Source organism: Dyadobacter sp. HNCC25DJ183 (assembly GCF_056895175.1).
In genome coordinates this window covers 110,474-130,434 of sequence record NZ_JBXHAP010000009.1, presented here as the reverse complement: position 1 = coordinate 130,434, position 19,961 = coordinate 110,474, and the positions used below count along the sequence as shown (strand labels likewise).

Here is a 19,961-nt window from a genome sequence, read left to right as displayed (position 1 = left end):
TACCTGATTAATCAAGGCAAATGCACCGGCTTAGGTTCCAGTCCGACTTTGTTTTTTAGAAAAGGCGGTATCGGGCGCCGAGTCTGATCACGTCCATGTAAGCTTCTGGGTTACCGCCGTCATAATGTCCCATCCAGTTTTTCAACCCATAAGAATATCCCGCCCGGAAGCTCAGTTTGTCTGAACCTAATTCCACCTGTAACCTCGGCCGGAAGTCGAGCCCCGGGATAATGTCTGTGTTATTGTAAGACCTTTTTATGAAATCCGTGACCGTGAGTTTATGGTAACTATCGAGTCCGATCCCGAAATCAGCGCCGCCTGAAACTGCAATGTGGAAGTCTTCATTTACATTAAACTGATAGCCTATATGTGGGAAAATATTGGCGAAATGATTGTAGCTGATGCTTTTGCCATCGACCTGCATGATCATATCGTCAAGCTGCAATTCAGTGAGAGAAGCCTTTGTCCTCAAAAGTTCATAGCCCAGATCCAGCCCGAGCAGTACATTGCTTTTGAACTGCCTTTGAAGTATGAACCCGGCTCCGTAAGAAACTGCATTTTTAGCGCCGAAGGAATTTGCCTGGCTTCCTTCACACCTGCAAAACGGTCCGCCTGTACTGAGCGAGGTTGTTTTGACGGTCGATTCCCCGCGAAATGCACCCAGGCCGCCATTGAGGTAAACGGATAGCGAAGTTTTTTGCGCCAATGCAGGTTGCACGCAAAGAGAGAAGAGGAGCAGGTAGATCAGTTTCATAGGGTTAGTTTTAAGTGGTTACAAAAGCATGAGTTTGCCGGGAAGAAAATGGTTGGAATGACCGGAAACTTAATATTGCAGTGAATGGTGTTACAAATTTCTCCGGCAGCGAAACCCGCATCCCGTTTTTGCTGTTGAAAAACTACCGGTGCACCCGGGCTGACTTCTTTGTTGCATGAAATTCTCAAAATACTACCTAGCTGCCTTCATTTCCTTTGTGATCTGGGGGTTTTTCAGTTTAGCGCTCAAACCGCTTGCCGCCTACGCTTCGCTTGATATCCTTTTCTACCGCGTTTTTCTTTGTGCGGTGATCATGGCGGTGATCAGTTTTTTTGTGAGGGTCAAAGTTTTGAAGGAAAACACCAGACTGCTGCGCGCATTACCTGCCAAACAGAGATTCCGGGCGGTGTGGCTCACCTTGCTGGGAGGTATATTGCTGACTGCCAACTGGTTTTTCTTTATTTACGTGATGAACCACATCAGCATCAAAGCGGCTTCTTTCGCTTACCTGGTTTGTCCGATTATGACAACTGTGATTGCTTATTTTGTGTTGAGTGAAAAGTTAAGTAAATGGCAGTGGGTGGCGGTAGGGATCAGCATTTTCAGCTGTTTGCTACTGTCTTTCAATAGCATAGCCGATATCGCTTACAGCCTCATCGTGGCAGGTTCTTACGCGCTCTACCTGGTCAGTCAGAGGAAGAATGTTGGTCTGGATAAATTTCTGGTGTTGACTGTTCAGATCCTGTTTTCAGCGTTACTCTTGCTTCCATTTTATCCGGCATATAGCGAAGGTATCCCTACCGAAATATCCTTTTATGCATTGATTTTGGTCATCGCGGTCCTGTTTACCATTGTGCCGCTTTACCTGAACCTGTATGCATTGCAGGGCGTAACTTCATCTACAATGGGCATTTTGCTTTACATTAACCCACTGATGAACTTCGCGATCGCATTGCTTTATTATCATGAAAACATCAATTCTATTCAGATCATCGGCTACTCGCTGATTCTGGTTTCCATTGTTGTTTTCAATGAAAGGTTCATCTTCGGCCGGCGGCGGACTGCGCTGGTTTAAGGTTTTTGGTAAATGCTGGAATAGATAAATTTCCGGTACCAGAATGCCGTGAAAATAGCGTGGTAACCTGACTTTTTGAAAAGAGAGGTGGTGTCGGGAAGCTGACCTGCTTCTACTTCAGAGAAAAATTTGAAGAACAGATACATTGATTTGAGCAGCCACGTTTTCCACGACCGGCTGCTTTTTTTATCAATATAAAAATCTGTAAAAAGCCACTTACCGCCCGGTTGAAGCAGCTTATCCAGCTTTTGAAAAATCCGGTCGGCTTTCTCCTGCGTGAAGTTGTCAAAGAGAAATGCTGTGATAACTACATCAAAATGCGACTTCGCGGCATAATCCTCTATCGCTGAATGCACAAATGTGACCGCGCTTTTCCCGGTAAACCGCTTTTCAGCCTTTCGGATCATTTTTTCGGAAATCTCCACATAAGTAATGCGCAGTCCGGCGGGGTACCGTTCTGCGATTGCTTCCAGTATGCCACCGGTGCCGCCTCCCGCGATCAGGATGTTTGCATGTTCGGGAATGTAGGGGATTAGTGCCTGCTGCGCCTGTATCTGTGCATTCCGGAACACTATCCTGCTCAGGGGATCGTAAAACCAAGCGACGCGATCGTAGTTGTTTTTCACTGCGCAGGCATTTTTAGTTTGTGAAAAAGCTTCCTGCAATGCCGCAAATGGCTTTTACCAACAATAATCCGTCGATAACAATCAGGTAAAACAAAACGCTTTTTGGTTTCTGCAGCGTAAATGCAACAGCCAGCAGACTGACAAACGGGAGGAGATTAAAGAGGATAGTAGGCGTACCCAGGTGGCGGAACAACGCGAATGTAAGGTAGGAAACCAGTCCGACCAGCAGTAGCGGTACCAGCACATACAATATCGTTTTCCGCAGCCCAAAACGCACAGCGAAGGTTTTCAGCTGAATGTTGGCATCGTCGGCGTAATCCTTCATATCGAACATAATTGCATTCACCGTGCAGAACATCCAGTTTTTTACAAATAACCAGAACATGAATATCGGTTCCTGAACTGACACACCCTGTTCAATTTTCAGCATGGTGATCGGGAAAATATTGACAAATCCTGCCCAAACAAAGCCAATCACGAAAGCTTTAAGCCAGCCTGTATTTCTCAGATTGAAGGAGATCACCGACTTGGGAAGCAGCCCGTAATACAACAATGCAGCCAGCGGTACCGCCATCAACACGAGCCAGTTGAGCAGCGGCAGGTGCCAGAGCTTTGAAAAATCCTTTACCAGAAACCAAACCGCCAAACCTGTGCAGATCGTAAAAAGAACGATTTGACTGCCCCGAATAAAATGATAATGCGTGCGGTACCATTCTGTCCGGGGGTTATTTGAAAACGAAGAGCTTGGAGCGGTGGAGTAGGCGATGGTGTAGTAAAAGACCGTGGCGCAAAAAATCAGGATATAGTAGGGAATGGAATTAAATGGCAGATCCAGCTGAAATATCGTTTCCAGCGACAATGCGACAGCAAGCGCGCCGACAAAGTAGTTGGCAAAAAAGATAAAAGCTGTCAAACGCCTGATCATCACAAATAGCAGTTTTCTGCCTGATTATAGAATTGTAATAACGACTTAGAATTTTCCAAGACCACGTCCAAACCTCACGGGTATTTTATACATTAGTTTTACCAATCATTGTTAAATCAACATTATGAAGAAAATTTCCCTGATACTGATCTTAACCCTTCACGTATTTGTCAGCTTTGGTCAAAAAGACCCTGTTGTTGAAAATATCGTTAAAGAAGCAACAGATAATTCACAACTGGAAAAGCTGGCGCACGAATTACTGGATGTAATCGGTCCACGCCTGGTGGGCTCGCCGCAAATGCAGCAGGCGCACGAATGGGCAGTCGAAAAATACAAAGGCTGGAACATCACCGCAAAAAATGAGAAGTGGGGAGAATGGCGCGGTTGGGAGCGGGGCGTGTCGCACATTGACATGGTGGCTCCGCGCGTAAAGTCGCTCGAAGGAATGCAGCTGGCATGGAGCCCGGGCACGGGAGGGAAAACGGTTGTAGCCGACGTGGTCATTCTGCCGGATGTAGCCGATTCAGTGGCATTCCAGAAATGGCTGCCTTCGGCGAAAGGTAAGTTTGTGATGATCAGCATGAACCAGCCCACCGGCCGCCCAGACTATAACTGGGAGGAATTTGCGACGAAAGAGTCTTTCGAAAAAATGAAAAAAGACCGTGATGCAAAAACCGAAGCCTGGGCAAACCGCATTAAAAAGAGCGGGTATAACGCACGTACACTTCCTGTTGCACTTGAAAAAGCAGGCGCGGCGGGTATTGTAATGAGTTATTGGTCAAAAGGTTTTGGTGCAAACAAAATCTTCGGTGCCTATACCAAGAAAATCCCGACTGTGGACATTTCTCTTGAAGATTACGGCTTGCTGTACAGGCTGGCTGAATCGGGACATACACCTAAAATCAGCGTAAGAGCCGATGCGAAAGAAACCGGCGTAGCACAGACATTCAACACGATTGGTGAAATCAAGGGTACTGAAAAACCCAATGAATATGTAATGCTTTCAGCGCATTTTGACTCCTGGGACGGAGGTACCGGCGCTACCGATAATGGTACCGGAACCATTGTAATGATGGAAGCCATGCGTATCCTGAAAAAAGTGTATCCGAATCCAAAACGTACGATCCTGGTTGGTCACTGGGGAAGCGAGGAGCAGGGCCTTAATGGTTCGCGCGCATTCGTGGAAGATCATCCCGAGATCGTTCAGAATATCCAGGCGCTTTTTAACCAGGATAATGGAACGGGCCGGGTCGTGAGCTTGCAGGGACAAGGCTTTCTGAATTCTTACGACTACCTCGGCCGCTGGCTTTCGAAAGTACCTGAATCGATCAAAGCACCTATTGATACCCGTTTTCCGGGCGCACCAGGCGGCGGCGGTTCCGACTTTGCTTCATTCGTTGCAGCAGGTGCACCTGCATTTTCACTGAGCTCATTGAACTGGTCGTACGGAACTTATACCTGGCACACCAATCGCGATACTTACGATAAGATCGTTTTTGACGATGTAAGAAGCAATGCGATACTGGCTGCGATCATGGCTTACCAAGCCAGCGAAGATCCGGCAAAAGCATCGCGCGACAGAGTAATATTGCCACTCAACTCCAAGGGAGAGCCGGGTACCTGGCCTGAGCAAAGAAAGGCCACGCGGAAGGGAGGTATGGAGTAGGGGCTTCGGCGGCCCAGTGGGCTCAGCCTGACAACGCTTCGACCGCCCGGCGGCCCGGTCCGCTCAGCGTGACAAGGGCTTGGGTGTTTTGTTGAAATCTTTGAATAGAACGAATATGCGGATAGAACAGGTTTTTGGAGGGGATGAGGCTGTGCTTGTTGTGCGGAGTTTTGAGCAGGGGGCTGGGCCTGAAAACCAGTCTATGTTCAGGGGGGAGAAGGGGGAGTTATGGTGGTTTTCTTCGAATGAGCTTTGGCTTGGACTGGGGAAAGAGCCGAAGCTGCCTTCAATCATCAGGATCTTCCGGTCGCTTTTCTTCAAGCGGAAGGATCGTTGGCCGGAGCATATTATTCTGGATGCAAAAGGAAGAAGCCCGGAATGGATTGAAAATGCAATTATCGGGATGATCCTGGGAGGGTATAACCTGCAACTCTATAAGTCAGAGCCGAAACCTTCCAGCAAATTCTTTTCAGACGGCTTGTTGCAGATCCTGACGGAAGATGGCGTTTCGATCGGAGCGGTAATCTCTTCGGGACAGAAAACGGCATTGGTGCAGCTCCGCATCATGGACCTGATGAATGCACCCGGAAACTATAAAACGCCCACGATACTCGGAGAATGGGCTATAAAGTCAGGCAAGGAAAACGGATATAATGTTTCAGTTTTTGATAAACAGAAACTCGAAGAATTGGGAATGCATGCATTGCTGGCAGTAAGCAAGGGCAGTGCAGAGCCTCCCGTGATGATCTTGTCTGAATATGTGCCGGCGAGCTATACCAAAACAGTTGCATTGGTAGGAAAAGGTGTCACTTTCGATACAGGTGGCATTTCTATCAAACCTCCTGCCAATATGCATTTGATGAAAAGCGATATGGGCGGTGCGGCTGCGGTACTTGGGGTGGTGGAACTTGCAGCCCAGCTTCAACTTCCTGTCCGCATAATCGGCGTTATACCATCTACCGAAAATGCGGTTGACGGCGCTGCAATGAAACCTGGTGATGTAATCAGTTCCTATTCCGGTAAAACCATTGAGGTGATTGATACGGATGCGGAAGGCCGCCTGATCCTCGCTGACGGACTTAGTTATGCTGTCCGCAATTTCCAGCCCGATATCCTGATTGATCTCGCAACATTGACAGGAAGTGTGATCCAGACGCTCGGTTACGAAGCGGCTGGTCTTTTTACCCCGAATGATAACCTCGCAGCTGACCTGGCCAATGCAGGAGAAGCAACAGGTGAGCGCTTGTGGCGTTTGCCGGTCTGGGATGAATACAAGGAAGAAATCAGTTCGGATATTGCTGATGTAAAAAATTACCACGGCAAGCCGCTGGCCGGTGCGATCGTGGCCGCCAAGTTTCTGGAAGCATTTACAGATTCCCACAACGCGTGGGCACATCTTGACATTGCGGGAATGGCGTTTGGTGATACGGAGTATGCGCCTGGCAGGGCAGGTACCGCTTATGGGATCCGTCTTTTGAGGCATTACCTGGCTGCATTGAGCCAGCAGCAGACTTTGCTGGTCTGTTTTTTGCTGTAATGTCACTCAAATTTAACCGTGGCTTTACTTGCCAGACTGCTTCTTTTTGCTAGATTTACCAATGCTACTTTCCATCATCACCAGTTGTTTATGGTCCGACCTCTGACATTTCTATGCATTTCTACTTATTTCAAAGGCAACGACTTTCTCAGGGCTTGTAAAGAGGCGGGGAATAAAGTGTTTTTGATCACCGCCAAAAAGCTTGAAGACAAACCCTGGGCGCGTGAGGCTGTGGATGAGTTTTTCTACGTGCAGGAAAGCGAGGATGGAACATACAATATGTCGGAAATTATCAACGGACTGGCTTATGTAATGCGAAGCAGGCCCATTGACAGGGTAGTAGCACTGGACGATTTTGATGTTGAAAAAGCAGCACATATCCGCGAATATTTCAGGATCCCCGGAATGGGGCAAACTACGGGTCGGTATTTCCGTGACAAGCTCGCGATGCGCACCAAAGCAGCTGAATCCGGGATTCTGGTACCCGCATTTTCAGCCCTTTTTAATGATGATCAAATCAATCAGTTCATTGAAAAGTATGCGGGTCCTTGGATGATCAAGCCACGTTCGGAAGCATCTGCGACGGGGATCAAAAAGCTGGAAACTGCGGAAGAACTCTGGGATACCATTCACCAACTGGGCGACAAGCGGCACGCATACCTTGTGGAACAGTTTAAGCCCGGCGACGTTTACCACGTTGATTCGATTTCGTACAACGGCAGGGTTATCTTTTCGTGGAACAGCAAATACCTGGCGCCTCCATTTGATGTCGCGCACGGAGGAGGGATATTCAGGTCGGTTACCGTTCCTTTTGACTCTGCCGAGGATCACGCGCTTGAAACGCTTGCCATTGACCTGTTAAAAGCATTTGGCCTGAAACACAGCGCATCGCATACGGAAGTGATCCGCTGTTATGACGATGGTAAATACTATTTTCTGGAAACATCTTCACGCGTAGGCGGCGCCAATCTTTCGGAAATGGTCGATGCTTCATCAGGGATCAATCTCTGGAAGGAGTGGGCCAAAATGGAAACTGCCGAGGCAAAAGGTGAAAATTATAAGCTTCCGCCAGTTCGCAAAGAGTATTCAGGCATTATCATATCACTCGCGCGGCAGGAATGGCCGGATATATCGGTTTTTAATGATCCTGAGATTGTCTGGCGGATGAATGAGCCTTACCACGTCGGACTGGTTGTCCGCTCCAAATCCCACGATCGTGTCATTGAGCTGCTGGATAAATATGCAGTAATTATCCAAAATGATTATCACGCCTCCGCACCTGCACCCACGCGGCCCACGCATTAGTTTGACTTCTACTTTATCGTGTGCGAGGAAGCTTTCTATGGTGGTTATCTGCGTTTCTCAATACTGCTCAAAGTAGTAAATCTATTGTTTACTGCATACGAAGCCTGCTTGATTCAGCAAACGCCTGGAATGAGTCTACATATTCGGCGCTCATGAAGTGCTTTGTTGGATATTGGGAATTAATCTATTTTAAATTCAATGCAGGTGTGACTAACTGATAGATTGAGCGTCTAAATAATAGATCAATCTATTTTGTAGCATGACCAAACCTGACGAGCGGGACCTTTTTCTATCTGTTAAACGTCTGATCGATGACAGCAAAGATCGCCTGGCAGCGACCATAAACGCTTCATTGACGACACTGTACTGGCAGGTAGGAAAGAAAATTAGTTCTGAGATTTTAGGTACAAAGCGTGCAGATTATGGAAAACAGACTATTATTCTGTTGGCTCAAAGATTAGTACTGGAATATGGGAATTCGTTTTCAGAAAAGAATCTTAGAAGAATGGTGCAGTTTGCCGAAGCTTTCCCTGACAGCTCAATTGTCGTATCACTGATACGACAATTGAGCTGGACGCACATTCTAGTGATTTTGCCAATGACAGATACGATTAAGCGGGATTTTTATATACAGATGTGCGTACACGAGCGCTGGTCTGTCCGAACGCTTCGTGAACGGGTAAATTCAATGTTGTTTGAACGAACCAAAATAAGCCATAAGCCAGCGGAAGCTATTATCAGTGATTTAGCATTGCTTGGTGCTGAAAGCAGGGTAAACCCGGATCTGGTATTTCGCGATCCATACATTCTGGATTTTCTGGGTTTGTCAGGAAACTATTCAGAGAGGGACCTGGAAAATGCGATTATAGCCGAGCTTCAAAAATTCATGTGTGAAATGGGGACAGACTTTGCCTTTCTAGCAAGGCAGAAGCGCATTTCGAGCGACAATCTGGATTATTACATCGACCTTCTTTTTTATCATAGACGAATGAAGTGCCTGATTGTAGTTGACTTAAAGATTGGAGAATTTGAGGCAGGCTATAAAGGTCAAATGGAGCTATATCTAAGGTATCTTGAAAAGTATGAAGTTATAGAGGGTGAAAACCCGCCAATAGGGTTGATTCTATGTACTGGCAAAAAGGAGGAACACATTGAGCTGCTGCAACTCGAAAAAAGTAATATTCGCGTTGCAGATTATTTGCTTAGCACGCCTTCTCAGAAACTTCTGCAACAAAAATTACAGAAAGCGATCGAAGTAGCTCGGCGTAAGTTGGCTTTGGAAGCGTAATAAGACAAATCTGCTGTTACCAAGAATTGAAGCCTGCGTCAGCCAGCCGCATTAAACAAGCTCAGCTTTGGCAACGAACATTTTTAGCGTTGCTGCTGCTCCGTTTTGTTTCAGAGATTGTAAATGGGCTGCGATAGTTGAGACGAGGGGTTCGGTTTTGCTCAGGTCTTTGCCCCAGATTGATGATTCTTTCAGGATGCTTTTTACCATATCGTAAAGCGAGCTCATTTGCCATTTTTGGTGAAAGAAGGCGGCTTTTTCATCGTTGATCAGGTAGTATTCACCATTTATCTGGCCATAGAACTGATCACCGTCCTTTCTCGCGGGCTTCATGTACCAGATGTAAGCAGCGTAGCCAAATGCGACGTGCTCGGGAAATGTACCCCGGGTTTTTTCAAAATTGGAGAATACCGGCACCACGCGCGCAAGTATTTTTGCAGAGTAATTCTGAGTGATGTTCAGCCATTGATGCTGAATGTGCAGATTTTTAAAACGCTCAATTACCTGCATACTGAATGTTGCTGCAAGCCAGTCGGGAAGCGGGTAAGGAATGGCGGGTGCAATTTCTGTCAGCATCAGGTCGGTAATGAATGCAGCAAAGTCCGGGTTTGACATTGCTCCTGCCACTGTTTTGAAGCCGCACAAATGCGCCAGCCCGCCGCCAAGTGTGTGTGCGCCATTGAGTAAACGCAGTTTCAGCTCACGGTAAAGCTCAATATCAGGTTCAATCACCAATCCTTCATCAATTCCGTAAAAGCCAATTTTTTGCCTGATTGTCTCATCGCCTTCTATCGCCCACAAATGATAATGTTCGGCTGTGATCAGCAGTTCGTCCTGGTAGCCCAATTCTTCTTCAAGGAGTTTATGTGTGGTTTCTTCCGGCTTGCCAGGCACAATGCGGTCTACCAGTGAGTTGCAAAAGTGGTTATGCTGCTCAATCCAGTCGATAAACGCGCCTTCGAGCCCATTCCGGTGGGCGAGTTCCAGAACGATCGCTTCCAGCTTGCGGCCATTATCCGTAATCAGTTCAGTCGGGATAATCACTACGCCACGCTCCGGGCTGCCTGAAAACGCAACATAACGTGCATACAGGAAAGCCAGCAGTTTGCCCGGAAATGAAACAGGCGGCCACTGGTAAATATCATCCTGCACCAGCTGAATGCCCGTTTCGGTGGTATTGGAAATGACAATGCCGATAGCCGGATTGCGGGCCAGGTCTAATACCAGCGACCATTGCGTTTTCGCATTGATCACGCGGCTGATCGCTGAGGATATGATATTCTCGGCGGCAGGTTTTCCATTGATGGTACCTCTCGTGCACAAGGTATAGAGGTTATTTTGCCGCTCAAATGCTTTCAGGTCGCCTTTGTTGGTTGATTTTACAACTACAATCCGGCCGTTGAAAACACCTCGTCTGTTAGCTTTATCAATGAAGAAATCCGCAAGTCCACGCAGGAACGCGCCGGTGCCGAACTGAAGAACTTTCTCGGGCAGCTGAAATACGGTGTCCGGAGGTACGATCACGCCCGGATGGTTTCTGAGCTGGCGGAGTTTTTCCCTGAAAAGGTAGTTCATGGCAGTGGGGTTTTTGGTTTGGCGGCGGCGGAAGTCGGCTGCTGGTTTTGCAATTCGGGTTTGTCTTTTTCGGGGTAAGACCTAAATTTAGCGTCTGTTCTACTACGACTACACCTGAACGAGTTTAGACTGAATTATTAGAAATATCAAATACCAAATTGTCTTTTTTTGTGCAATCGTTATCGGGAACGTTGCCAGCAAGTAAGACAGGACCCTAACCTTATCCTCTGTTTACCCTATCATTAGTGATTTAGCATTCAATCTGTTAGATGCTGATTGCCGGGTTTTGAATAAAATTTGTACTAAACAAACTTTCTTTTGGAAGCAATTACAATCAAGGATATTGCGAAGGCACTTAACCTGTCAACATCGACTGTTTCCCGTGCACTAAGAAACAGCTATGAGATCAATACCGAGACAAAGCGGCTGGTAATGGAGTATGCCGAGCGGATGAATTACCGGCCTAATCCGATTGCATTGAGCCTGAAAGACAGTAAAAGCAAGTCAATAGGCGTGATTATCCCTGAAATTGCCAACCATTTCTTCTCGCAGCTTATCAATGGAATAGAGTCAATCGCTTATAACCTGGGTTACCACGTTGTTATTTTTCAAAGTCACGATTCTTATGAACGTGAAGTGGCTAATACCAACTACCTGGTTTCTAGGAAAGTAGATGGACTTCTTGTTTCGCTTGCCAGTCTGACTACCAATCTGATCCACTTTCAGGAACTGATGGAGAAAGGGCTGCCCATTGTTTTCCTGGACAGGGTACCCAAAGAAATTGAAACGCATAAGGTTGTGGCCGACAATTTTGCCGGGAGCTACGAGGCCACGCAGCATCTGATACTCAGCGGAAGAAAGCGCATCGCGCATTTGACAAGTCCGATCTATCTCTCTATCACAACCGAGCGGCTGGCTGGTTACAAGCAGGCGCTGGAAGATTATGGTATCCCATTTGAAGAATCATATGTAAAATACTGTCAGTACGGAGGTAAAGTAGTGAGTGAAAATGAAGCTGCTGTTTTGGAAATGCTGAATTTGCCGGAGCCGCCTGACGCTATTTTCACTGCGAGCGACAAACTTACGACAGGATGTATGTCGGTACTTCAGCAACGGAAAATCAGAATTCCCGAGGAGATCGCGATTGTGGGTTTTACCAATATCAGCGTAGCCGAGCTATTGAATCCGCCCCTTACCGCCGTTGTGCAGCCCGCCACTGAAATGGGCCAGCAGGCAGTAGAGCTGCTGATCAGACTGATTGAACATCCCGAACGGACAACGGAATTTGAGATACGCTCTCTGAAAACTTCACTGATCACGCGACAGTCTTCTACCGGGATTTTGTAATTTCGGTTTGCATTAATTCTCATATAAATGATCAGTCTTCCGGTTGGCGACGCGCTCTTCAACTATCGTGTTGCGGGCGTAGCCATTTTGAATGGAAAAATCCTGTTGCATAAAACACCTTCCGACAACTTCTGGAGTCTTCCTGGCGGGAGGGCAGAGATCTTTGAGTTTGCCAACGATACATTGGCCAGGGAAATGCTTGAAGAGACCGGAATGCAGGTGGAAGTGGGTGAAATGCTATGGGTATCCGAGAATTTCTTCCAGTATACCGGGACCCGTTATCACGAAATAGGTTTTTATTTTCAAATGCAGATACCCGGTTTGCAAAGTCAGTCCGACTTCCTTGGCAGCGAAGGTGCCGAGGATCTTTTGTTTAAATGGATCGATGTGAGTGAATTGCAAAACGAGCGCATTTATCCTGCATTCCTGGCGGAAGAACTGGCGATGAGCCCGCTCAGGATGAAGCATTTTTCATCCGGTTTCATTGATCTTGATCAGTAGTCTTATCTAATTTCTATTCTCATGTTTTCGACTTCGAGGTTGAAATCGAAGCTGCCTCATGTAGGTACCACGATTTTTACAAAAATGTCCAGGCTTGCTGAGGAGCAGCAGGCGATCAATCTTGCACAGGGTTTTCCTGAATTCGACTGTTCGCCCGAATTGCAGAAGCTCGCAGACAAATACATCAGATCCGGTAAAAACCAGTATGCGCCAATGGCCGGTGTGATGTCATTGCGGGAGGCTATCTCAAAGAAAACGTGGGAAGCTTCGGGGCGCGAATATCATCCTGAGACTGGAATTACCATTACCAGCGGCGCGACGGAAGCTTTGTACGTGGCAGTTTCCACGATCGTGCATCCGGGCGACGAGGTGATCGTTTTTGAACCCGCTTATGATAGTTATGTACCTGTGATTGAGCTGAATGGAGGCGTGCCGGTATTTGTAACACTGGATCCGCAGTATGAATCCGTTAATTGGGCGGCAGTCGTTTCTGCGATCACGGAGCGGACAGTGGCTATCATGATCAACACGCCGCATAATCCCACCGGAAATGTGTGGACTGAAACAGATATGCGGCAGCTAGCTGCATTGGCGGAGCAGCACAATCTGTATGTGATCAGCGACGAGGTTTATGAACACATTGTTTTTGACGGTCGCAGGCACATTTCGGCAGCTTCTATACCTGCTTTGGCTGAGCGGACATTTTTATGCGGTTCTTTCGGGAAGACTTTTCATACGACAGGCTGGAAGCTGGGTTACTGTCTTGCACCAGCCGCATTGACTGCCGAGTTCCGGAAGATTCACCAGTTTCTGGTTTTTAGTGTAGTTACCCCATTTCAGTTTGCCGTAGCCGAATACCTGAACGAACCGGCGCATTATCTGACACTCTCTGCATTTTATCAGCAAAAGAGAGACTTGTTTCTGAATGCAATTGAGGGGATCGGATTTATTTCAAAACCTTCGCAAGGCACCTTTTTTCAAAATGTTTCCTACGAAAATCTGTCTGACGAAAATGATGTTACACTTGCCGAAAGGTTGACAAAAGAAGCCAAAGTTGCTTCCATTCCAGTTTCAGCCTTTTACGCAAATCCTGCCGGGTACCAAACGCTGCGTTTTTGTTTTGCCAAAAACGATGAGACTATCCTGAGCGCGGCGGAGAAACTGCGGAAGGTCGTTTGGTGAACACGAAAAAAGTCGTATCTTGGTGTGACAAAATTCGGATATGAAACAGATACAGTATCAACAACCCGATAAAATATCTCCCATACGCATTGCTGCCGAGCCGGAGGTCATGTATATGGCGCGCCCAAAGATCAGCGAGTTTTCGGTTTCCCAATTTCAGGATCTTTGTACAAAGCTGTTGTTTACCCAACAGGAATGGGCGGATATAATGCACATCAGCGATCGTACTTTACAGCGGTATTTAAAAGATCAAAAGCCTTTCGAGGGGCTCTATGCAGAACATTTGTACCAGCTCGAAAACATGGCCGATCTGGGATTGCATGTTTTTGGTCAGGCACGGGTGCTCGAACAATGGCTCCGAACTCCACGGACAGTACTGGGCGAGCAGCAGGATTTTGCTACTCTCCAATCTTTCTGGGGTGTCAAACAGATCGCCAATGAGCTGGGCAGGATAGAGCACGGGGTGTATATATGATCGTATACAGGCTTGCAGCGAGAGAGTACATTGAAGATCTGAGTGGGACCGGGGCGAAGTTGTTTGGAGGAAGGTGGAACCCGGTCGGAAATGCGTGCATTTACACGAGTTCGCACTGCTCTCTGGCGTTATTGGAAAAGTTTGTCCATGCCAATCACAAGGAAAATATGCAGCGCATTGCACTGCTGCGGTTGGAGATCCCTGACGATGACAGCCTGATTTTTCACACCGATACCAAGCTGCTTAAAAGTTCATGGGCAGAAGATATCGCCTACTCGCAGTGGATAGGGGAGCAGGTACTGAGTGATGCTGCTGTCATCGCGTTTTCAGTCCCGTCGGCAATTGTACCCGGAGAGCGTAATTATATCCTCAATCCACGTTCCAAAGAATTCAACAAAATCAAAATAGCCTCCATATCAGATTTTGAAACTGATTTCCGGCTTTTAAGCAAGCTGCTTACCTGATTTTATTTCTTGAAAAGTAATGCTTTGATCGGCTGAATTTTGCTGATGATCAGCGTTGGGATCAGGAGGATTAATCCTGAAATAACCACGGTCGCGATATTGACCATGAGGAAAATGGGCCAGTCGAAAACAATGGGTACGGTATCCATATAATAGTTAACAGGATCGAGTTTGATAAGCTTGAACTGATATTGAAGCCAGCAAATCAGTAATCCCGTTGCATTGCCAATAAGCAGCCCACGACGTACCATATACAACCCTACCCGGAAAAATACGCTGCGGATTTGTACATTCGGACTGCCCAGCGTCTTCAATAAGCCGATCAGCGGGGTTCGTTCCATGATCATCACCAGCAGGATGGAAATCATGTTAAAGCAGGCTACGAACAGGATCAAAGTAAGGAATACGGCGGTATTGCGATCGAGCAGGACGAGCCAGTCGAAAATTTGCGGGAAGGTACTTGTTACTTTTTGCAGATAAAGTCCCGGAGGAAGCTCGGTGCGCAGGCGGTTTGCTACCATATCCAGGTCCTGGAAATCTTTCAGGTATATTTCATAGGTACCTACTGAATCTTTTCCCCATCCATTTAATCGCTGAACAAGTCCGATATCGCCGATGATCAGATTGTTGTCAAACTCTTCCATTTGCGTATCGTAAATGCCGCAAATGGTCAGCTTTCTCGGTCGCGGCGGATTTTGCAGCGAGTACATAATCACATCATCGCCTGTTTTCAGGCGCATTTCTGTTGCGATTTTCCGGCTGATCAGTATTTCAGAAGAATAGCCGTATTTGACAGAAGAGGAATCCTGGTGTCCGATCAGCCGGCCTTCCCTAAGGCTGCTTTTGAAAGTTTGCCAGTCATAATCTTTCCCCACACCTTTCAGAACAACTCCCTTGATTTCTTCCGGCGTTTTCAAAATCCCCGATTTGTGAGCGACTGCCTGCCAGCGTGCTACCTGCGGGATTTGGGGCAAGGCCAGCGACACAGGGTTGGGTATCCCCATTGGGCCTTCTTCATAGGTATTGCCCTGCGAAAATGCATTGATGTTGATATGCGCACCGAAGAGGAAGATCTTTTGCTGGATCGTTTGCTTAAATCCAAGCAACACTGCAAATGCGATGATACCTACTGCAATCCCGATGGCAATACTGGCAACTCCAATCCTGGAAACGGTTGCAGAAAACGAACCAGCCTCGTTGTTACGGATTCTTTTGGCTATAAAGGAGGGGAATTGCAAGAGGAATCAGTTGGTTGATTTTGACGTTGACAAAAATAGGGAAAAACTTAACCGGTACGAAAAGGCAAATTTTATTAAGTTGCCGGCATGTAGTTTTTAGAAGAAACGAAAAACGACACTAACTGAACAAGTTTTCATGCCATTAATCAAAGTAGCTTCCGGAACTGTCAACCAAACGCCGATGGCGTGGGAATCCAATACCAGAAATATCATCGGTGCGATCGAAGAGGCGCGGCGACAGCAGGTAAGCCTGCTCGTTTTGCCTGAACTGTGCATTACAGGCTATAATTGCGACGACTACTTTTTTGCTCCTGACCTGGTAGTGCAGGCGGAACGCTGTCTGCTTGAAATCGTTCAGGAAACAGCAGGAATGATCGTGGCGGTAGGACTTCCCGTGCGGCACAATAACAGTATCTACAATGCAGCCTGCCTGATCTCGAACAAACAGATAGCAGGCTTTTATTGCAAGCAGAACCTGGCCAATAACGGCATACACTACGAAGCGCGCTGGTTCAGGCCGTGGGTTCCGGGTATGGTGGAAAGCATTGAAGTGAATCAGATGTTTTACCCGATCGGTGATGTGATTTTTGACGTAGCTGCCGGGCCGATACAAGGCGGTTCTCATGGGGTGAAAATCGCGTTTGAAATTTGTGAAGATGGTTGGGTATCCAATCGTCCGGCGCGCAGGCATTACGAGCGGGGCGTGGATATTATCCTGAATCCAAGTGCAAGCCATTTCGCATTTAATAAGTTTTTGACAAGAGAAAAGCTGGTTGTTGACGCTTCCAGAGCATTTTCCTGCAGTTATATCTATACCAATTTGCTCGGTAACGAGGCAGGCAGGGCGATTTATGATGGCGATGCAATGATCGCGACAAATGGTGAGCTATTGGCGTCGAGCCAGCGGTTCAGCTATGCCGATTACCAGATTACCACCGCGGTTATTGATACCGAAAATACAAGGCTTGGTCAGGTACAGAGCAAAATTGCAATCCCGCAGAAAGACCGAACCTGGCGTGTTCCGGCGCGGTTTGACTTCCCGGACATTGAACCTGTCCTACCACAGGTGCCGGATATCGAGCCTTTTGAAAAAGGTGGCGCATTAAAAGAAGAGGAATTTGCGAGGGCAGTTTGTCTGGCGCTGTTTGACTACCTTCGGAAAAGCAGGTCTAACGGATTTACTATTTCACTTTCGGGTGGCGCTGATTCCTGCGCCTGCACTGCACTCTGCGGACTGATGATCCGGCTCGCCGATGAAAGTATCGGAATGGACAAGCTGAAAGAAAAGCTGTCATATATCAAGGAAATACAGGATGCGCAAACAGAGGAAGATCTCGCGCGGGCTTTGATCCACAACATTTATCAGGGCACGGAAAACAGCTCCACAGATACATTGGAGTCGGCACAGTCGCTCGCTGAATCCATTGGTTCTACTTTCTATAACGTCAATATAAACGGGCTGGTAGAAACCTATAAGGGGTTGATCGAGGAGCAGATCGGGCGCCAGCTTTCGTGGGAGCAGGATGATATTGCATTGCAGAATATCCAGGCAAGGGTACGCGCCCCGGGTGTGTGGCTGCTGACTAATTTGTCTAATCACCTTCTGCTTGCTACTTCCAACCGGTCAGAGGCGGCAGTAGGGTATGCTACCATGGACGGAGATACTGCGGGAAGTATCAGTCCGCTGGCGGGTATCGACAAGCATTATCTGCGGCAGTGGCTTCGCTGGCTGGAAACAACGGGTTGCGAGGTGAAAGGAAAACACATAAAAATTGAGGGATTGAGAAAAGTGAACAGTCTGCAACCTACTGCTGAGCTGCGTCCGCTTGCCCAAACCCAGACGGACGAGGCGGATTTAATGCCTTATGAGTTTTTGAATGAACTTGAAAAGCTGGCGATCCGCGATAAGAAATCGCCGCTTGAATGTTACAGAAACCTGCATGTACGCTACAAAGGGTTATATACCGATGAGCAGCTGCTCGGCTGGACAGAGCGCTTTTTCAAGCTTTGGAGCCGCAATCAATGGAAGCGGGAAAGGTATGCACCGTCTTTCCACCTGGACGATCTGAACCTCGATCCAAGATCCTGGTGCCGCTTTCCGATCTTGTCAGGAGGGTTCGAGAAAGAACTGGAAGAACTGCGGGCTTTTGCAGGAGGCAATGCGATGCAGAATGGACGGAAGCGGATCGGCTTTTAATTGTGACAAAAACGGAATCCTGCCTGTACGCCGGCCCAGTGGTAGATATTTTGCTGCGGGCCAGGCGCAGGTCCGATCCAGGCTGGCCTTAATCCTTTTTGTTCTTTGGTTTGAAGTACGCCTGTTTGATCAGAAACGAGGAGGCTGAGTGCAGGACCTGCAAACAATGCGAACTTCTTGCCGAGTTTCTTTTCTATCGAAACAGAAAACCGGAATACACCTGTGTCAATTTCCTCGGGTTCCTGACCTTTGAAGAGCAAGACACTGCCAGTGAGGTCTGCATTGACGGCCCAGCCTTTGCCTAGTCGCTGCGCTGTCCCGAAGCCGTAGCCCAGACTTGCCATCGGCTTATCAGGTTCCAGTCCATTGAAGCTGAGTGTAAAAATGTTGTAAAATCTGCTTACACCCGTTTTGAAAGTTGCATTGAAATAGTTGAATTCATCGGTTGAAAATTCGTATCGCCGGTAGCCATTTTTTCGCACCCAGCTGAATAGTCCGAAAGGTACTTTTGCACTTGAATTAGCATAGTTGATCGTGCCGATCTGGTGGCCGGAGCGGACTGTATTTGCAAAATTGTAACCTAATGAAAGCTGGTACCCGTCAAGAACACCTACAACCACGTTTCCGACGCCTGATAGCTGGAAACCTGAGAAACTGCCACCCGTGAAGTTGATCAGGTTAGAGCCCTGAAATCCATAAAAATCGCCCAGTGTCAGGTTCAGGACGTTGGCGTATTGAAATCCATTCACATTATTTCCTACAATGTTGCTTACCCCGGCGAGCTGGAAACCTTTTACATTGCCTCGCACCACATTGATCAGGCTTCCGACTTCAAGTTTGTTAACTCCCAGGGAATAGCCGGCGATGAGGTTAATGGAAAAATTATTGACAATATTCCCGCTCAGAGCGTGGTTGGTGCCCATAAATGGTAAAACCGACGCCTGAAAGGGCCGGTACAAGGTGTCTTCAATGTTGCGGGTGTGAATTGCCTGCCTGGCCGAAGCAAATGCACTGACGAACTCGCTCTGGACCTTTTGGTAAGTTTTGACCAGACGCTCATAATCTTTACCACCAGTCTGACTGGTGTCTGTTAATGCCAGTGTAGTTGAATCCGGCTGGGCGGGATACTGTGCGCGGGGTACCGCAATTTTGTGGTGCAGCGAATCGGATCCTGATTTTAAAAGCGCCAGGGTTTTAGGAGAAATCGGCCTCAGCGTATCGGGATTAAGCTTGATTTGAAGGTAAGTATCCTGTTTTGGCGAAATGGAAATCGTTTTCCCGACATAATCTTCTTTCCTTACTTCCAGGCGGATCAGCGAAGCCCGGGCTGGCAGCCGGATTTTATAATAACCATATTGATTACTAACTGTGGATGCAAGCGTAGCCGATTCATAGATACTCGCATTGGCCAGCCTGCGCCCCGTACTGTTGTCGATAATGTACCCATTCAGGTCAAAATTCTCAGGCTCTTCGTCTTGCTCAGGTTCTTCTTTCTTTTGCAGGATAATGTATTTCCGCCGTTCCTTGAATGTGATCTTATTCCTGAAAAGCAAGGTCAGAATCTCCCTGACACTCTGGTTGGTTGCATTGATCGATACCTTCGATTTGAAGTCGAGAATGTCGGGGTTGTAGGAAAAACTAAAACCGCCCAGGTTACCGATTTGCTGTAAAGTCTGGTCGAGCGGCTGATTGTTAACGCGGAGTGTAATGCGTCTTTCCAGTAAATCCTGCGCGGATAATGCGTTGGCATACACTGCGTGAATAGTGAACAGGAAAATGAGGTTGCGTAAAGTTTTAATTCCCAAC

Annotated in this window: 17 protein-coding genes; 11 read left to right on the top strand and 6 right to left on the bottom strand. The window is 47.4% G+C overall.

Annotated elements, in window-relative coordinates; genetic code table 11:
• Positions 1-55: 55 nt before the first annotated feature.
• Positions 56-754 carry an outer membrane beta-barrel protein gene (locus AC1XTG_RS22190; RefSeq protein ID WP_484843487.1) on the bottom strand — a complete coding sequence of 233 codons (699 nt, stop codon included), beginning with the start codon at positions 752-754 and terminating at the stop codon, positions 56-58.
• Between the two features lie 175 nt (positions 755-929).
• Between AC1XTG_RS22190 and AC1XTG_RS22185 the strand changes: the two genes are divergently transcribed.
• Positions 930-1,829, top strand: coding sequence for an EamA family transporter (locus AC1XTG_RS22185; protein ID WP_484843486.1), 900 nt, complete (start codon positions 930-932; stop codon positions 1,827-1,829).
• Here the strand turns inward: AC1XTG_RS22185 and AC1XTG_RS22180 are convergent.
• Both AC1XTG_RS22180 and AC1XTG_RS22175 read right to left on the bottom strand, forming a co-directional pair.
• Positions 1,826-2,455 carry a class I SAM-dependent methyltransferase gene (locus AC1XTG_RS22180; RefSeq protein ID WP_484843485.1) on the bottom strand — a complete coding sequence of 210 codons (630 nt, stop codon included), beginning with the start codon at positions 2,453-2,455 and terminating at the stop codon, positions 1,826-1,828. The two genes, AC1XTG_RS22185 and AC1XTG_RS22180, sit on opposite strands and share 4 nt — an antisense overlap.
• 13 nt (positions 2,456-2,468) lie before the next feature.
• Complete coding sequence (locus AC1XTG_RS22175; RefSeq protein ID WP_056285893.1) at positions 2,469-3,380, bottom strand: UbiA family prenyltransferase; 912 nt, start codon at positions 3,378-3,380, stop codon at positions 2,469-2,471.
• A gap of 124 nt (positions 3,381-3,504) precedes the next feature.
• Between AC1XTG_RS22175 and AC1XTG_RS22170 the strand changes: the two genes are divergently transcribed.
• The 4 genes from AC1XTG_RS22170 (at position 3,505) to AC1XTG_RS22155 (ending at position 9,176) form a co-directional block, all read left to right on the top strand.
• Complete coding sequence (locus AC1XTG_RS22170) at positions 3,505-5,046, top strand: M20/M25/M40 family metallo-hydrolase (RefSeq protein WP_056285891.1); 1,542 nt, start codon at positions 3,505-3,507, stop codon at positions 5,044-5,046.
• A gap of 115 nt (positions 5,047-5,161) precedes the next feature.
• Positions 5,162-6,583 (top strand): leucyl aminopeptidase family protein, encoded by a 1,422-nt coding sequence (locus AC1XTG_RS22165; protein ID WP_484843484.1) that lies wholly within the window; start codon positions 5,162-5,164, stop codon positions 6,581-6,583.
• A gap of 90 nt (positions 6,584-6,673) precedes the next feature.
• Complete coding sequence (locus tag AC1XTG_RS22160) at positions 6,674-7,888, top strand: ATP-grasp domain-containing protein (RefSeq protein WP_484843483.1); 1,215 nt, start codon at positions 6,674-6,676, stop codon at positions 7,886-7,888.
• Between the two features lie 259 nt (positions 7,889-8,147).
• Complete coding sequence (locus AC1XTG_RS22155) at positions 8,148-9,176, top strand: PDDEXK nuclease domain-containing protein (RefSeq protein WP_056285884.1); 1,029 nt, start codon at positions 8,148-8,150, stop codon at positions 9,174-9,176.
• Positions 9,177-9,227: 51 nt separating this feature from the next.
• On the opposite strand, the gene AC1XTG_RS22150 is transcribed toward AC1XTG_RS22155, so the two are convergent.
• Positions 9,228-10,751: a tagaturonate reductase gene (locus tag AC1XTG_RS22150; RefSeq protein ID WP_484843482.1), complete on the bottom strand. Its 1,524-nt coding sequence runs from the start codon at positions 10,749-10,751 to the stop codon at positions 9,228-9,230.
• 318 nt (positions 10,752-11,069) lie between these two features.
• On the opposite strand from AC1XTG_RS22150, the gene AC1XTG_RS22145 reads away from it, so the two are divergent.
• From AC1XTG_RS22145 to AC1XTG_RS22125, 5 genes are read left to right on the top strand one after another with little or no spacing between them, the layout of a single operon-like run.
• Positions 11,070-12,098: a LacI family DNA-binding transcriptional regulator gene (locus AC1XTG_RS22145; RefSeq protein ID WP_056285878.1), complete on the top strand. Its 1,029-nt coding sequence runs from the start codon at positions 11,070-11,072 to the stop codon at positions 12,096-12,098.
• 27 nt (positions 12,099-12,125) lie between these two features.
• Positions 12,126-12,599, top strand: a complete 474-nt coding sequence (locus AC1XTG_RS22140) for an NUDIX hydrolase (protein WP_484843481.1) — start codon at positions 12,126-12,128, stop codon at positions 12,597-12,599.
• Between the two features lie 21 nt (positions 12,600-12,620).
• A complete protein-coding gene (locus tag AC1XTG_RS22135; protein WP_484843480.1) occupies positions 12,621-13,781 on the top strand; it encodes a methionine aminotransferase in 1,161 nt (386 codons plus the stop codon).
• A 40-nt stretch (positions 13,782-13,821) separates the two neighbouring features.
• A complete protein-coding gene (gene parS / locus AC1XTG_RS22130) occupies positions 13,822-14,256 on the top strand; it encodes a type II RES/Xre toxin-antitoxin system antitoxin (protein ID WP_484843479.1) in 435 nt (144 codons plus the stop codon).
• Positions 14,253-14,720 carry an RES family NAD+ phosphorylase gene (locus AC1XTG_RS22125; protein ID WP_484843478.1) on the top strand — a complete coding sequence of 156 codons (468 nt, stop codon included), beginning with the start codon at positions 14,253-14,255 and terminating at the stop codon, positions 14,718-14,720. Before parS ends, AC1XTG_RS22125 begins: the two co-directional genes overlap by 4 nt.
• A gap of 2 nt (positions 14,721-14,722) precedes the next feature.
• Here the strand turns inward: AC1XTG_RS22125 and AC1XTG_RS22120 are convergent, their stop codons facing one another.
• Positions 14,723-15,958: an ABC transporter permease gene (locus AC1XTG_RS22120; protein WP_484843477.1), complete on the bottom strand. Its 1,236-nt coding sequence runs from the start codon at positions 15,956-15,958 to the stop codon at positions 14,723-14,725.
• 136 nt (positions 15,959-16,094) lie between these two features.
• On the opposite strand from AC1XTG_RS22120, the gene nadE reads away from it, so the two are divergent.
• Positions 16,095-18,155 carry an NAD(+) synthase gene (gene nadE, locus AC1XTG_RS22115; protein WP_484843476.1) on the top strand — a complete coding sequence of 687 codons (2,061 nt, stop codon included), beginning with the start codon at positions 16,095-16,097 and terminating at the stop codon, positions 18,153-18,155.
• Here nadE and AC1XTG_RS22110 read toward each other — a convergent pair.
• Positions 18,152-19,960, bottom strand: coding sequence for an STN and carboxypeptidase regulatory-like domain-containing protein (locus tag AC1XTG_RS22110; protein WP_484843475.1), 1,809 nt, complete (start codon positions 19,958-19,960; stop codon positions 18,152-18,154). The genes nadE and AC1XTG_RS22110 overlap by 4 nt on opposite strands.
• Position 19,961 lies beyond the last annotated feature (1 nt).

Coding starts and splice junctions, on each gene's coding strand:
- AC1XTG_RS22165 (WP_484843484.1), top strand. CDS start 5,162: ATGCGGATAGAACAGGTTTTTGGAGGGGATGAGGCTGTGCTTGTTGTG.
- AC1XTG_RS22185 (WP_484843486.1), top strand. CDS start 930: ATGAAATTCTCAAAATACTACCTAGCTGCCTTCATTTCCTTTGTGATC.
- nadE (WP_484843476.1), top strand. CDS start 16,095: ATGCCATTAATCAAAGTAGCTTCCGGAACTGTCAACCAAACGCCGATG.
- AC1XTG_RS22190 (WP_484843487.1), bottom strand. CDS start 754: ATGAAACTGATCTACCTGCTCCTCTTCTCTCTTTGCGTGCAACCTGCA.
- AC1XTG_RS22170 (WP_056285891.1), top strand. CDS start 3,505: ATGAAGAAAATTTCCCTGATACTGATCTTAACCCTTCACGTATTTGTC.
- AC1XTG_RS22150 (WP_484843482.1), bottom strand. CDS start 10,751: ATGAACTACCTTTTCAGGGAAAAACTCCGCCAGCTCAGAAACCATCCG.
- AC1XTG_RS22160 (WP_484843483.1), top strand. CDS start 6,674: ATGGTCCGACCTCTGACATTTCTATGCATTTCTACTTATTTCAAAGGC.
- AC1XTG_RS22155 (WP_056285884.1), top strand. CDS start 8,148: ATGACCAAACCTGACGAGCGGGACCTTTTTCTATCTGTTAAACGTCTG.
- AC1XTG_RS22140 (WP_484843481.1), top strand. CDS start 12,126: ATGATCAGTCTTCCGGTTGGCGACGCGCTCTTCAACTATCGTGTTGCG.
- parS (WP_484843479.1), top strand. CDS start 13,822: ATGAAACAGATACAGTATCAACAACCCGATAAAATATCTCCCATACGC.
- AC1XTG_RS22125 (WP_484843478.1), top strand. CDS start 14,253: ATGATCGTATACAGGCTTGCAGCGAGAGAGTACATTGAAGATCTGAGT.
- AC1XTG_RS22135 (WP_484843480.1), top strand. CDS start 12,621: ATGTTTTCGACTTCGAGGTTGAAATCGAAGCTGCCTCATGTAGGTACC.
- AC1XTG_RS22175 (WP_056285893.1), bottom strand. CDS start 3,380: ATGATCAGGCGTTTGACAGCTTTTATCTTTTTTGCCAACTACTTTGTC.